The sequence below is a fragment of the Enterobacter sp. fkY84-1 genome, from assembly GCF_052974705.1.
This window is the reverse complement of sequence record NZ_CP169394.1, coordinates 1-14,231: the sequence shown is the minus strand read 5'-3', so window position 1 is coordinate 14,231 and position 14,231 is coordinate 1. Positions and strand designations below refer to the sequence as shown.

Annotated in this window: 10 protein-coding genes and 7 pseudogenes; 7 read left to right on the top strand and 10 right to left on the bottom strand. The window is 51.5% G+C overall.

Features of this window, described 5'->3' with window-relative positions; translation table 11 throughout:
- Positions 1 to 218: 218 nt before the first annotated feature.
- A pseudogene (locus ACEPLT_RS22430) lies at positions 219 to 302 on the top strand (IS6 family transposase); the annotation flags it as partial.
- An 84-nt stretch (positions 303 to 386) separates the two neighbouring features.
- Here ACEPLT_RS22430 and ACEPLT_RS22425 read toward each other — a convergent pair.
- The 6 genes and pseudogenes from ACEPLT_RS22425 to ACEPLT_RS22400 all read right to left on the bottom strand — a co-directional run bounded on the left by ACEPLT_RS22425 (position 387) and on the right by ACEPLT_RS22400 (position 7,122).
- Entirely contained in the window at positions 387 to 965 is a 579-nt protein-coding gene (locus ACEPLT_RS22425; RefSeq protein WP_447088395.1) for a DUF1349 domain-containing protein, read from the bottom strand.
- A 45-nt stretch (positions 966 to 1,010) separates the two neighbouring features.
- Positions 1,011 to 2,156, bottom strand: coding sequence for an MFS transporter (locus ACEPLT_RS22420; protein WP_447088394.1), 1,146 nt, complete (start codon positions 2,154 to 2,156; stop codon positions 1,011 to 1,013).
- A gap of 62 nt (positions 2,157 to 2,218) precedes the next feature.
- Complete coding sequence (locus ACEPLT_RS22415; RefSeq protein ID WP_447088393.1) at positions 2,219 to 2,857, bottom strand: HAD family hydrolase; 639 nt, start codon at positions 2,855 to 2,857, stop codon at positions 2,219 to 2,221.
- Positions 2,854 to 3,927 (bottom strand): zinc-dependent alcohol dehydrogenase, encoded by a 1,074-nt coding sequence (locus tag ACEPLT_RS22410; RefSeq protein WP_447088392.1) that lies wholly within the window; start codon positions 3,925 to 3,927, stop codon positions 2,854 to 2,856. Before ACEPLT_RS22410 ends, ACEPLT_RS22415 begins: the two co-directional genes overlap by 4 nt.
- Complete coding sequence (locus ACEPLT_RS22405; protein ID WP_447088391.1) at positions 3,927 to 5,186, bottom strand: class-III pyridoxal-phosphate-dependent aminotransferase; 1,260 nt, start codon at positions 5,184 to 5,186, stop codon at positions 3,927 to 3,929. Before ACEPLT_RS22405 ends, ACEPLT_RS22410 begins: the two co-directional genes overlap by 1 nt.
- A 767-nt stretch (positions 5,187 to 5,953) precedes the next feature.
- Positions 5,954 to 7,122: pseudogene (locus ACEPLT_RS22400) on the bottom strand (IS91 family transposase).
- Between the two features lie 437 nt (positions 7,123 to 7,559).
- Here ACEPLT_RS22400 and ACEPLT_RS22395 point away from each other — a divergent pair.
- Complete coding sequence (locus ACEPLT_RS22395) at positions 7,560 to 8,465, top strand: hypothetical protein (RefSeq protein ID WP_447088390.1); 906 nt, start codon at positions 7,560 to 7,562, stop codon at positions 8,463 to 8,465.
- Positions 8,466 to 8,587: 122 nt separating this feature from the next.
- The gene (locus tag ACEPLT_RS22390; RefSeq protein ID WP_447088389.1) at positions 8,588 to 9,208 is read left to right on the top strand and encodes a DUF2913 family protein; all 621 of its coding nucleotides are present in this window, start codon (positions 8,588 to 8,590) and stop codon (positions 9,206 to 9,208) included.
- 92 nt (positions 9,209 to 9,300) lie between these two features.
- On the opposite strand, the pseudogene ACEPLT_RS22385 reads toward ACEPLT_RS22390, so the two are convergent.
- Positions 9,301 to 10,004 (bottom strand): annotated as a pseudogene (locus ACEPLT_RS22385) (IS6 family transposase).
- A gap of 399 nt (positions 10,005 to 10,403) precedes the next feature.
- Between ACEPLT_RS22385 and ACEPLT_RS22380 the strand changes: the two are divergent.
- The 4 genes and pseudogenes from ACEPLT_RS22380 to ACEPLT_RS22365 all read left to right on the top strand — a co-directional run.
- Positions 10,404 to 10,538 (top strand): annotated as a pseudogene (locus ACEPLT_RS22380) (type II toxin-antitoxin system ParD family antitoxin); the annotation flags it as partial.
- Positions 10,539 to 10,640: 102 nt separating this feature from the next.
- Positions 10,641 to 10,709 (top strand): annotated as a pseudogene (locus ACEPLT_RS22375) (type II toxin-antitoxin system RelE/ParE family toxin); the annotation flags it as partial.
- Positions 10,706 to 10,837: pseudogene (locus ACEPLT_RS22370) on the top strand (GrpB family protein); the annotation flags it as partial. The pseudogenes ACEPLT_RS22375 and ACEPLT_RS22370, both read left to right, overlap by 4 nt.
- A 91-nt stretch (positions 10,838 to 10,928) precedes the next feature.
- The gene (locus ACEPLT_RS22365; RefSeq protein WP_447088388.1) at positions 10,929 to 11,378 is read left to right on the top strand and encodes an NUDIX hydrolase; all 450 of its coding nucleotides are present in this window, start codon (positions 10,929 to 10,931) and stop codon (positions 11,376 to 11,378) included.
- Here the strand turns inward: ACEPLT_RS22365 and ACEPLT_RS22360 are convergent.
- The 3 genes and pseudogenes from ACEPLT_RS22360 to ACEPLT_RS22350 form a co-directional block, all read right to left on the bottom strand.
- The gene (locus ACEPLT_RS22360) at positions 11,359 to 12,759 is read right to left on the bottom strand and encodes an ISNCY family transposase (RefSeq protein ID WP_447088387.1); all 1,401 of its coding nucleotides are present in this window, start codon (positions 12,757 to 12,759) and stop codon (positions 11,359 to 11,361) included. The genes ACEPLT_RS22365 and ACEPLT_RS22360 overlap by 20 nt on opposite strands.
- Positions 12,760 to 12,878: 119 nt before the next feature.
- Positions 12,879 to 13,199 (bottom strand): annotated as a pseudogene (locus ACEPLT_RS22355) (IS3 family transposase); the annotation flags it as partial.
- Positions 13,200 to 14,105: 906 nt separating this feature from the next.
- Positions 14,106 to 14,231 carry a CPBP family glutamic-type intramembrane protease gene (locus tag ACEPLT_RS22350; protein WP_447088386.1) on the bottom strand — a complete coding sequence of 42 codons (126 nt, stop codon included), beginning with the start codon at positions 14,229 to 14,231 and terminating at the stop codon, positions 14,106 to 14,108.

Sequence of the window (14,231 nt, the reverse complement as noted above, 5' to 3'; positions counted from 1 at the left end):
AACCATAAAAGCCATTTACGTTGACATTCTTCCCGCCCTAAAGGACGGGAAGAATGTCAACTTCTGCAAGTACAGGGTAAACTCACGTTAAGCAATATTTTCTTCCTCTGACGCCTCTTTTAATGGCCGTAGATGTCCTTTTGTCACCAGTTCTGTCATTCTGAAGGAATAATGGTCGAGCATATTCCCCCCATAAGCGGGGGGATTTTTGTCACGGGGGCGTGAACGTCGATTACACTACCATTTACCGCTGGGTTAAGCGGTACGCGCCAGAAATCGAGAAGCAACTGCGGTGGCACTGGCATACGATCCAATCTCCTAACCATGAACGGTAGCAAAAAACCGACGTAGCTCAGCGGCGAACATGGGTAGCGCTTACCGCGGCGCTAGCTGAGATCGTGTAACGCTTTGCCCAGCGGAGCGGTGAGAGAAAATTCACTGAAGCGGACCTGCAAACCTGCACGCTGCGGCGTGCAGCACATCGCGCCGACCCTCAGGCGCGCGCTGACGGGAAAAGGACAGAGTCGCAGCAGCGGCCACTCCTGACCATCTGTGGAATATTGTAGCCGCAACACTCCGTTCTCCAGCGTGGCCCGCATCCAGAATCGGTGGAGATTACCGTGGAAAACGCCGGTAGCCCAGTCTGACAGCGGATTGGTCAATACGCTGCTCATCAGGCAGCGATCGTCGGCGTACTCAATGCCGGCTTTGCACCAATGCTCGGTGTTCTGTTCAATCATCAAACCTGCCTGGTCGTAGAGTTGGTCAAACTGCGCTTCAATGCACAGCTGAAAGGTGAAATCACCTTCGACTTCGCGGGCAAAAAAATGGCCGCTGTGGCGGATAAAGCCGTAATGCGTTCCCCGCCAGAAATCGGTATTCAGCCCGGTGGATACCCGCAGGACGCCGCTGTCCAGCGACCATGCGGGTGGTTCATTGGTCCACTGGCCCTGTTGAAGATGCATTTAGTTTCCTTTTTAAAATATCACTATACGGCAGAGATTAGCCTGCTATTTCTGCCGTATAATATTACTGTACAATGGCAGACAGAGTGACAGTATCGTGACCAGAGTGAACGCGCCGACGAGGCTGTACAGATGAGCCACGGCCCCAATCAGCGCTGGTCCCAGCAAGATGCCGGAGTAGCCAATGCTGGAGATCGCTGCAACGGCCAACGCGCCGGGCATCACATGCTGCCTGCCCGCAGCAGTAAAGAGGATGGGGACCAGGTTGGATAACCCACAGCCGATCAGGAAAAAACCAGCCAGCATAATCATCAGGTGTCCGCCGACGATAGCGCAGCCATAGCCCAACGTTGCGATCAGTGAACTGAAAAGAAAAACCCGAAAACGGCCACAGACCTTAATCAAGCGATCTCCGGACAGTCTGCCTACCGTCATAGCGCAGGCAAAGAGAATATAGCCAATCCCCGCATGTTGGGCGGCGAGGTGATTTTCGCTGGTCAGCAGAATACCGCTCCAGTCCAGCATTGCTCCTTCCATAATGTAGGCAATGAAGCACAGGAAGCCAAGAAGAATAACGATCCCTTTTGGAAGCACAAACAGCGGAGCGTCGGTAGATTCCGGCTCCCGAAGCAGGCGGCAGGCAGTACGTCGTAGCAGCAGCAAGACGCCGGCTATCAGCAGACAGACCGTGAGTAGCGGCGTAAAGCCGTAGCTTAATAACAGGCTGACAATGCTTGAGCCGACGAAAGCGCCAATGCTAAACAGCGCGTGGAACCCGGACATGATCGGGCGTTCAGCCAGTTTTTCAACCCGCACGGCGTGAATGTTGACGACCACGTCCATGGCACCGATACCGGCTCCAAAAATAAACAGGAATGTGGCCAGAGATAAGGGGGTATCAGCGAGTACCAGCGCCGGAAGCGTTACCAGCACCAATCCCGTAGCGACAGTAAAAATCAGGCGGCAGCCAAAGCGCGCTGCCAGTATACCGGATAAAGGCATCATCAGCAGGGAACCGAGGCCAAAGGCCAGCAGCACCAGTCCCATCGTGCCATTGTCTGCTATCATTCGGTCTCTGGCCAACGGAATTAAAGGAGCCCAAGCTGCCAGCGTTAAACCGGCGATAAAAAAAGCTTTTCGCGTTGCCCCTATGGCCTGTGTAAGTGAGTGGGATATTAGTTCTTTCATCATGATAGGTACGCGCTCTGAAAAGATAGGTATCCGGCGTTCAGCGCGCCGGATAATAATGAGGATTAATCGGATGCCTTCAGCATTGCCCCGAAGGGGGCTATATCGTTCAGCGTGCGGATTACGGCGTGTGCTTGCTGGTAGTGCTCGCTCCCGGACAATACGTGTGGCCAGGCATAGACTTGCCTGATGCCGGCTGCCGTGGCGGACTGAATTCCTAAGTCAGTATCCTCCACTACGATTGTCTGTGCGGCGATAACATCAAGCTGCGCCAGCATGGACAGATAGGGATCGGGCCAGGGTTTGGTGCGGGTGATATCGTCGCCAGCAACCAGCGGTGGCTCCTGTGGCAGCGCCAATGTAGCCAGGTTAGCCAGGCAAATATCCCGCGGCGCGGTAGAGACAAAGCCGAACGGAATACCTCGTACACTCAGTCCATGAACGAGTTCGAGAATCCCTGGTCGCAGATAGCGAGGCCCCAGCAAGGCCTGATACGCCGCGACAATACGGCGTGTTAGATTGCCATGCTGTGCGGCATCAATTCCGATCTTCAACAGCGTCTCCTCCAGACTAAGACCGATCAGCTGCTCTGCCGTTACCCCGCAGGTGTGGTCAGGAAGCAGTTCGGAGAGGACGTCAAAGTGCAGTTGTTCGCTGTCGACCACAACGCCGTCGATATCGAAAATAACACCTAGGGTACTCATACCTGTTCCTCCTTTGCCTGGGAACGAATGCGCAACATCACTTTGCAGCCTGGTTCGGTAATAGATCGCAACGTTTTTCCGTAGATATCGCATCCGACGGTGGCAAACGCCTTTTGATAGTCATCAAAAGCAAAGCGGTGGCTGACCAGCCTCTCAGCCGGAATTTTGCCATCTCGAATTAACGCATAGGCGCGTTCAAAGCTGTTATTTAGCGAGTCGATCGATCCGATTATCGAGAGGCTTTTATCGGCGATTTTCAAAACATCCAGGTTTGCCGTCGCGTCTTTCAGCGCAACATTCAACAGTTTTCCTCCCGGAGCCAGTCGGGCAAAAACGGTTTCAGCGAGATAACCCGTGGTATCGACGCAGAGATCCAGCAGCGCGTCGTTGCCATATTCGCTGACCATTGCTTCGGCAAAGTCCGTGTACAGGCGGCATCCATCGGGTAAAACGCGGCTAGCAAACGCGAGGCGATGAGAGTTTTTTTCTACCATAAATGCAGTGACGCCGCGCAAGTGCAGACTCCAGAGATATAGCAGCCCCATTGGGCCTGCACCGATAACGGCGGCGCGCAGGGCGCTGTGCTTGATATCTAATTTATCCACGCCAGTCAGGGTACAACTCAGGGGTTCAGTCAGGGCACCCGCCTCAAAGCTGACGTTTTCATCCAGCGCCAGCAAGGCGCTCTCTTTGGTGCGATACTGGTCGGCAAACGTACCATCGTAAGACACACCGGCTTCTGTGCCGTGTTTTTGCTCACAGTGGTTCATATTGCCAATCTGGCACATGCGGCAGGTACCGCAGGAGTAGGTCGGATTGATCACCACCCGATCACCGGGTTTGAAACGGCTGACATCGGGTCCGATCGCCAGGACTGTGCCGGTTGATTCGTGCCCCATTGTGGTGCCAGGTACGGCAACCGGGTAGTCACCGGTGATGATACCTACGTCGGTACCGCATATACCACAGACTTCAATCGCGACAATGACGTCATCACCATCAATGCATGAAAGTGAGGGTACTTCAACGGGAGTAATATCCCACACGGCGTTAAATTTCAGGGCTTTCATCAAATGGTCTCCTGCATAGGGCGATCCGCGCTTTCCAATGCGGTGAAAGCGAGGTCAAGTTTTTGAATAATTTCGTTAAGATGACGGCGTTCGCAGACAAGCGGCGGGCGAATCTTAATGGCGCAGCCTTTACCGTAGCGCGATCCCCGAATGATCAACCCCTGACTGGCTGCCAGCTCAATCGCCTGAGCGGCGATTTCCGGGCTGGGAGTATCAAAACCAAACATGTACCCCAATCCACGCAAGCGGCTGATTAACGGATGCTTTTTCTGCAAATCAAGCAGAGCATTGCGCAGATAGGCTTCGTGACGCTGCACATTGTTTAACAGCTGTTCGTCTTCAATGATCGCAATGGTTTCATGTAGCGCCGTCAGCGACAGCGGGTTAGCCCCGGAGGTATTAGAGTGCTCATAAGCGGCCAGGACGTCGAGCTTCTCTTTCATCAGGATGCCCCCCGTCGGAATACCGATTCCGCCGGCGCCCTTGGCAAAAACAATTATGTCGGGCTGAAGCGCGTTGGCGTAGCCTGTGCTGGCAAAGAATGTACCCGTGCGACCAAATCCGGTCTGAACTTCATCTGCAATCAGGACAATGTCATGTCGGGTACAAAACTTGCGGATCTGGTGATAGAACGTTTCCGGCAGGACGATATTACCGCCATTGCCCAGTATGGGCTCCATGATCAGACATGCCACTTTCCCAGTAGAGCCGTAGCAGAAAGAATCCTCCAGCTTAGTAATAAATTCTTCACTCGCGCTTTTGGCATCGGCCGCGTCGGCCAGTACGCTATCAGGCGTCGGGATTTTATATGACCCTTCGATATTGTTAGCAAAATGTTCCAGGCGAAAAGCATTTCCGGAGATGCTTGCCGTAGCCAGCGACTGGCCGTGATGTGAGGCGAACAGAGAGATTACGCCTGAGCGGCCGGTATACTTTTGTGCCATGCGGATGGCTCCCTCTACCGCCCCCGAGCCCGATACATCCCTCAGCCAGATACGATTTATTTCGGCTGGTAAATAGGGTTTTAATCGCGTAAGAATATTTTCAGCCATCGGCTTAGTATAGGCTGAACTTAAATGAGCGCAGCGTTCTATTTGCTCTTGTAGCTTATTAACCAATCGCGGGTGTGTGTATCCAAAGGGCAGGTTGAACGTTCCTGAAGCCGCATCAATTAAAGTAGTTTCACCATCATGCAAATAGGGACCATCCCCTTTAAAACGGCCGATCATTGCATCAAAGTTATCACGATTACTGCTCATATTAACTCTCCCATATGATTATATTCTTAACATTGTTTACCTGCAGGACAAAAGATAAGGAAGGCGCCGTATTAGCGCATTATATTTTTTTGGATTTATATTATTCAATGAACTTAGATGTTAATATTTATTATCAAACGCAATTGACCTGAAGCGCTAACTTAATGCGGCAGATAAGCTTGATATTATAGCCACATTCTTACTGAAGACTGTACTTAAGCTAGTCGCCGCGTTAGTAGGGTTAACAACGCCCAGATCGCGCTGGTCTGGGCGTTGCGAATTTGCAGTCACGCTTTCTGACGTGAAAAGAGGATAGATAGTGAAGATAAATCAGTACCATTAATTAAATCTTCTTTACTTGGTGCATGGTCTTTTTTTCATCGCAATCTCTCCCTTCATAATTTCATTCACATAAACCACTTTTTTTTAACAGTATATGTGATTAACCACACATTTAAAATTGTTTTTTTACTTTATTTATACGATTTTTTACAATCAATAGGTGTTGACACTTCAGGATTTTCAATGACTCTTCATTGACGAAAGGAGATATGTCGTGTCTAACATTGTGGCCTATGTGAACCTTGATGGGACCCTTATTGGGTTTCCTAACCATGCATTGTGTCAAGGAAGAACCTCATATGGTGCGGCCTGTCGCAGAGTAATACGGGAAAATGCAAGTTTTGCCGTATTTTTAAGCTAAAACCTATTTTTCAGGCGCACTTATCCAGAGAAGGGGTTTGAAGCCATCGTTTTTTCGCCATCCGCTACAGCCGGTCAGAAAGCAGTTTGGTGGCATGCTCGACCGCCACGGCACCGGTAAAACGCAACCGGCCCTTGCACAGGATGCACTGGTACGGATCGGTACCCAGGAAGCCTTTCATCAGCACTGCAAATCCGGGGCGCTTCGGTTTTTCCCGTACCGTCATCGCCAGCGCGTCGTAGACCTTCGGCAGCAGCGAACCGCGCTTGCAGTTGGCCAGAAAGCCGTAGTAGCGCACCATTTTAAAGTGTCGGGCCGGGATATGGCTGACGTAACGCTGCAGCATCTCCTCCTGGCTGATTTTCTGGCGTTTGTGTTGCTGCGTGCGGTGATCGTAATACTGATGGACCACGGCACCGCCGCGGTAGTGGCGCAGCTGAGAAGCGGCCACCGGCGGGCGCTTCAGGTACCGGCCGAGGTATTTCACGCTGCGCAGGCACCGCGCGTCTTTTTGGCAAAATGCACTTTCCAGGCGCGGCGATATTGCGCATGCAGATAACGGTGCCACCGATCTTCATTACGGATATGACCGAGGCCCGGCAGGCCTCCAGGGTTGATTTGAGCGTAGTTGTCGCGCAGCAGGTAAACCACGGCGTTGCGCCAGATTTGCTCTACCTCTTTCTTTTTAAAGAACAGCTGCCGCCAGGTGCCGTGTTTGATGTCAAGGCCGCCGCGGGTGACGGGGACGTGGATATGCGGGTGCTGATTGAGCTGCCGGCCGTAGGTATGGAGCGCACAGAAGATACCGACTTCGATCCCCTGTTGGCGCGCCCAGCGTAGCATGGCGCGGGTGGCGCAGCGAAACAGATCGTTGAGCAGGAGCCAGTTGTTATTGAAGAACGGCCACAGCAGGTGCGGCATGGTGAAGGTGATGTGTTGCCAGTCGCAGTCGGGCAGAATGTGCTGCTGTTCGGCGATCCACTGTTCGGTGGCCTTGAGGCCACAACTACTGCTGGCCCTGGATTTGCAGCTTTGGCAGAAAAAGCGGGCATGGGTGCAATCCGGTGAGGCACAGCAGTAGCGGCGAACACCCATGGTACAAGTGCCGCAGGCGAGCATGCGCTCGACGGCGAGTTTGGTCCAGTCGCTGAGGGTATCACCGTGTTTGTCGAGATAGCGGCTCCAGCCGTCGTCATGCTGGAACGGCAGCTTTGCGGGTCGCGGAATATACATGGTGCAGAGTCTACAGGGCGTTATCGGGCAGGAAAAGTGCGTCGGCGCCAGCCGGCTCACGCCACAGGCGTGCTCATTTTATGCGTGTGTCAACGCGGCGGTGGGGCATGTCCCACCTAGCGACCGGTCGGGCTGTCAGACGGCACCGGCGTTGAGGTGAGGCAGGACCTAAAAGACGGTTGAGGCAGCAGCGCTGCCGTGCTCGCCCCAAAGGGGCGCTACGTTCCAGGGGGAAGGGATGGATTGGTGGAACCTGTCAACAATGTAACCGGCTGCGCCGGGCTACGGCGCCATTCACTCACAGAGCCATATTCAACACCTGCTGGCGCCTCCATGACGCTCCGCGTCATTCAGTGGACCGGCTGCGCACTGCTCGCCAGTCCTGTATGCATATGATATAAGCGATAGTGTTTATAAACACTTCTGTGGATATCGTTGTGCTGCTGACCGATTACATTGACAGCGTGTACGGAACGACGCGCGGAAACCGGGCGCGTTTTCTGAAGGACAATCCGGATATCCTTCCCCAGGAGCTGAGCCGCTGGCTTAAGGCTGGCCTGAAAATCAGGCCAGAGACCGGCGAAATCTACAAGCCCGTAATACGCCGCGTCAGGATACCGTCGGCGGTCGCCGTCGGGGCGGGCGTCTTTCTCTCTGATGATCTGCGTGAACGTGTCGCGTCACTGGCCACCGCACAGAACGTGACAACGGATGCCATGCTGAATGCCCTGGTGGAGCGCGAGGAACTGTGTCGTAAACTGTCCCTTCAGACGGAAAGTGATGCCGCGGTGCCGGAGCAGCAGATTGCCGGCATTGTCAGCCGGTACTTTTCAGCACTGTCTGAGCACAGCGAAACCGGTACCTGGCACCGGGTGCTGGAGGGGCTGGTCCGGGAACTGACGGAGTCCGGCCTGCTGACATTCCATACCGGTAATATTGCCGGGAGCCGCCGGCTGAACATTCCCCGCACCGCGTATTACTGGTATGGCGGTTTCGTGGCAAAACGCGTGGCCATGATGCTGGGCTGCTACGATATCTACCTGTGGAACGAAATGATGCGGCCGGACAGCGACGTGGTCTTTGTGGGCGATGCGCGCAACGTCGTTGCCTGCTACTTTATCTGCCAGCAGATGTGCCGCCTGCTGAAAGCCGTGAGGCTGAACTGGCGTAAGCAACAGGGGGCATGGGGAAGCCGGGCAGAGCTGGATGAGGCTGCGCACCGGTACACGCAGCGGCTGGCAGAGGGGATAATGGATAACGGTATTTTTATCGGTGGCGACGAGCAGAACTCTTACCGGCTGTACGATTATGCGGAAAAACATTACGGCTGGGCCATGCGCTGAGCGGATGCAGACGGTTCCGGATGCCACTTTGTTTTTGTTCCGGTTAAAATACTCTCAGTATGACAGTAAGCGGGAACCCGCCAGAATTTTGTGGACAGAGTAAAGAAGGAGAAGGGCACTCAGTGACGCTGACAGAAAAATCGGGCCATCTGGCATGGTGTGCCCTGGTGGCGCTTGCGCTGGCCAGACAGAACGGAGATGCGCTGTCACCGGCACAGGAAAATCTCTTTCTTACCCGCTGGCTGGCGACCGCGCTGAAGCAACGACGTTTTTCGCGTGATGTGGCGCCCGATATCGAGTGGCTTCTGAAACAGGGACGCCAGCTGGGCGTCAGCGCGAAGCTGGCAAGCAAGCTGAATTATCTCTGGCGCTCCTGCACCGGCGAACTGTCTGAGCAAAACGACCTGTTCCGGCTGACGTATGCCCTGGAAACCGCGAAAGACATGAGGTGGAATTACCGCCTGCTGAGCGATCGGGAATGGTCAGGCCGGTATGCCGTTGCGCTGAACGCCGGCGTGAACGGCATTTATCTCTCGCGGACTAACCTCGACGCGGCGTTTGACGACGATGGACGACAGATAAATCCACTGCTGACGCGCCTGACCGGTAATGTTGGGGGCGTGGTAAAGCTGTTTAACCGGTGTAGCTGGCAGGCAGAGTCAGCACAGGATGCCTCCCTGCCCCATCAGTTTATGCTGGTAGCCCGTCAGGTTTCCGGAGCGCACCTTAACAAAACCGCATGATATGATTGTTTCAGGTATTTAAAGGACACCATGAGGAGAGGGCACTGTTGCAAAGTTCGCGATGAGGTAGCCTTTTGTCTCATTAAAAGGCCCTACATTTCAAAGACTCTGCTCACCAGACGCATCTCGCCCAGGGGATGCCCAAAATAAAATGATTCTGCCTGACCTTTGCGCAATGCTCGCATGACTTCGATTCCCTTTATCGTGGCGTAAGCCGTCTTCATGGATTTAAATCCCAGTGTGGCGCCAATTATTCTTTTCAGCTTACCATGGTCGCATTCAATCACGTTGTTCAGGTATTTAATCTGCCGGTGCTCAACGTCAGACGGGCATCGACCTTCGCGTTGAGCAGCGCAAGTGCACGGCCATAGGTGGGCGCTTTATCCGTGTTTATAAATCGCGGAACCTGCCACTTCTTCACGTTGTTGAAGATTTTACCCAGGAACCGGTACGCAGCTTTGCTGTTACGACGCGGAGAGAGATAAAAATCGATGGTGCGGCCCCTGCTATCGACGGTGCGGTAAAGATAAGCCCAGCGGCCATTCACCTTCACGTACGTTTCGTCAATGTGCCACGGGTTGAGATCGGAGGGATTACGCCAGTACCAGCGCAGTCGTTTTTCCATTTCAGGCGCATAATGCTGGACCCAGCGGTAAATCGTGGTGTGATCGACATTCACGCCGCGTTCGGCCAGCATCTCCTGGAGCTCACGATAGCTGATGCCGTATTTGCAGTACCAGCGAACTGCCCACAAGATGATGTCACGCTGAAAATACCGGCCTTTGAATGGATTCATGTGCTGCTCCGTCAGCAAAAGATGGTGTTCAGTTTACCACTGCCTGATATTTGCAACAGTGCCGTTCTTCCTGCTTACGTGCTGCAATTTGCTCAGGAGTTAAGTAGTTTTTCGCTCTGCGTTTCTTCGACATTGTTGCCTCTTTCCCGGTAGCCACCGGCGCGGTTAGTAGCGCGGATCAGAATTCGCTGTAGAGCCACTCTGAGGCCTCCATCAGCCATTAGGTGAGTTTCAGGCCTCTCTTCTTGAGGTCTGATGCTCAGTCGAACGAAAACTCACGTTGGGCGCTAAAGATCGTCTGATTTTGGCACTTTTTGAGGTTTTTTGTGAGCAGATTTGAACTGCGAATATGGCTGCGAGGAGTGGGCTGGGATCAGGTATGGACAGCTGAAGAACTTTGAGCAGGCTGAGTCGCGCCTTCAGGAACTGCGCGATCTGCTGGCCGAAGGGATCAGCAGCGGCGAGGCGAAACCATGGAGCAAGGATGCATTCCTGAATAATGTCAGGGCCAGGGTGGCAAATGAAAGAGATTGAGCTGACACCGAAACAGAAGAAGATTTTGAAGCAATCTGAGAGTACGGCTTCCGACAGTTCGGGATTGTTCAGGCGGATGTGTATATCGGGCGTATAGCCGCGGTGTTTGACGTTCTGGCCATGCATGACATCGGCACGCATCGCGCGGAGCTGGGAGACAATACACTCAGTACGCTTTAATGAAAAAAAACGCGATGCTATTATGTGAAAATGATCCCCACCAATACAGCATTTATAAAGCAGATTTCATTCAAAAACATCTTCGTATGGCGCTTATTGGTGCGGAGCATCTGAACTAGCACCTTAAATAAACTACATCTGTTTCTGTTTACATCTGTAACTTATTTTTTAAACTGAATATATCTCTTTAGCTAACTATGGACGTAAGATATGCGCATTCGGTGTTCAGCCCGATTACTTATCATCAACTCTTTCAGGCAAGTACTGTTGTTTCGTTTTGTTCATACAAATGATGCACTGGCAGGTAAGTCATACTGGGCCACGCCTGGTGGTGGTGTTGAGCACGGTGAATCTTTTGAACAGGCTGCTATCAGAGAACTAAAAGAAGAAACAGGTATTATCAGGGATGATGTTGGGGAATGTGTGGCGCAAAGAACTTTTGAAATGACACTTCCAAGTGGGGAAACTGCTCTGGCAGAAGAGCATTTTTTTGTCATATTTTCCAATAAAGAAGAGATCCACATTCACGGGTGGACTGATAATGAAAAATCCCTTATCAGTCGCCACCATTGGTGGAGTATTGATGAGATTTCCAGGACTCAGGATATAATATATCCTGGTAATATTACTGAATTAATCCCTATGTCTTTTGAGTATTAGATCCAAATATTTCATCAGAACGACTCTGTAAAACCTTCAAAGCTTCCAGCATATCGTCGCCGTTCAGTGACCGCTGGGATTTCTTTTCAGTTGGTTTCCTGCGACGCCGTGAAGGCCCATCGCCAGCAGGTATTGCCTGAGAACGATTATTGTCGCGTTTGTCCTGAACCAGTTTAATATATTCTAGTGTACGACCGAGACGCTTGTTGTCCACGATAGCTCCCTGGTCGATTTCCGACAGACGATCATAAGTGGAGTAGGGAAGAGCAACACCGTTAAGCTTGAGTTCTTTTCGGCCATCCGGATAGTGCCAGACCTCGATGTATTTCCCGATGGCTTTGCGACTGATTTCACTGTCTTCAATAAGATAGATCACTTTGTCATACTGAACCGTCTGAGATTTTGAAACGCGGCGCGGTTCCCGCCATGTGAAAAAGGCAGCCAGATCATCATCATGTTCGAGTGGCCGATGCACATCAAAGTCATGTCGGGGAACTTTGGCAAAGCGCCGGTTATAATCGTCCATAAACTCATCAGTATACTCATTGGCAGCGTCAACAGAAGAAATTCCCCTGAGCCGGAGTTCTTTTACCAGTCGGTCCTGAAGCGTCAGATGAGCGCGTTCCACGCGGCCTTTGGCAGAGCTGGTATTCGCGCAGATAGTCTGGATATTCAGTTCATGCATCGCACGTCCAAACTGGGTATAGCCATCGCCACCAGTGGCATTTTTGTTGTTTATTCTGAATACACTGGCTTTGTCGCTGTATAACGCCAGCGGTTTACCATGCTTTTCCAAGTAGCCTCGTGTGGCCTTAAAATAGGTGAATGTTGATTCCGATTTTACAAAGCGGAGCTGCATCAGTCGGCTCGTTGCATCATCAACGTAAACCAGCGCGGTACAGGCTGGAGCACGGTTCTCGAACCAGTGGTGGTCACAGCCATCTATCTGTATCAGTTCGCCACAACAGGCCCGGCGATAGCGTGGCTGCTGAATTTTTGGCGCACGTTGCTTACGGGGGACCCAGAGACCGGCTTTAACCATGAGCGACCGGACAGTTTCTTTGGACAGGTGGACATCGTGCAGTTCTGCAAGCTTTTCACACGCCAGCGTCGGCCCAAAGTCGGTATAGCGCTCACGTATAATACTGAGTACATACCGGGCAAGACCATCAGGCAACTGATTATTGCTGGGTCTCCCGCGACGACGATTAGCCATACCCAGTGGGCCAGATTCACGGTAACGCGACAGAAGGCGTCTGCACTGGCGATCCGAGATGCCAAGACGCTGAGCTGCTATTTGAGTTGTCAGACGGCGATCAACAACATCCTGAATGATTTTGAGTCGGTTAACTTCATCCAATGTAGAAAAACTCCGCTGCATGAGCCGTCATGGTGATCTTCTTGTTGATTATACATGACGTACATCTTAACTTAGCCCAAGGCGGACATTACAACTTTGCTGTTACATACTTAGTTCGTGCAATCATTGTTATGTTAAATAAAGCGCTTTGCCACAGACCTCAGCATCACATCCTGTATCATAGAATTGTCATAACCTCCTGTGCTTGCTGCCCTGTTTATGGCATCACGGTCGCAACAGTCTAGCGCGAACGTGAGCTGCAGTTTTTCTCCGTTGTCACAACCGAACTTGAAGCCGTCTGAGCACCAGCGCATATCGCTTTCCGCTACCACGATTTTACCCTTATGCTTAGGTTTCGGCCGTTCCGGTTTGTCATGCAGTAACAACAGGTCATGCTCGCTCATTATCCTGTAAAGCCGTTTGGCATTTACCTGTGACAGCCCCTCTGTATGACGTCGCTTGAATCGCCACCGATAATCTAGACACTTCCGAACCATTGATAATACTGGTTTTCTTATCTGGTGATACAGCTACTGCCTGCTTTTTCAGGGGGCTACATCAAACCCATTTCTATTTTATAAACGACAACAGCGTATTTTCACTCGCATGATGCAACCACATTTGCAGTTCCAGAATATTTTCCCGGCAATGTATTTTCAGGCACATATACTTTCACAGAATTGTTAGCGTTGTTCGTTACATAAGGTAAGGCCCATAAGTTGAGAGGACGATATCGTCAGAAGTTATGTCAGTTACCTTATCCTCAACTACAAGTGAAGTGGATTCTTTTAGTTGCGGTGGATTCTTCACAGAGACCGTGACATATGCCCCCGCTCCTCCCCCCCAAACGAACGAGATTGTGTTGTCCCATCACAGATGACCGTCATCCTTTCATATGCATAATACAAGCTCAGGACTATCCCATATGCTTCGGGAGTCTGCGGAATAAACGTCATGGTTGTTTTTTGTTGTTTCCTGATGATCCAGAATTTAGATTAGGCAGCTTTGACCAAGTGGATGGGCCCTATCGCACCGATTGTCGTCCAAGAAGCATGTGCGGGGGTAAAAACTGTAATAAGTAGTGCAGCGAGGATAAGTGTTCGCAATAGCATAATTTATTCTCTGATTCATGGTCTACCATTAATCTGACATTAGCGCACCTGAAGAAGCCCCTGCGAAAGTTATAAAACGTTTGCATGATGGGACGAGATTCGGGCGAAACACTTATTCAGTGAATGCCCGTCCATCAGATATTACTGGTAGGTCATATACAGTATGGCAGTACTGATAACGGAACCATGTCTAACCCCTTTTCAACACAACAATAACAACAACTTTACCCAATCTATCATAATATTGTTCATGCATTAGACAAAAAACAGAGACGTGACCACGTAAGGAATGATCAGATTCTTTCTATAAATTGAGTGTATAATCCCGAAGGCACAACCTCTGTATATGATCTCCTCATAGTAGGGTACTATCAGTGTCAT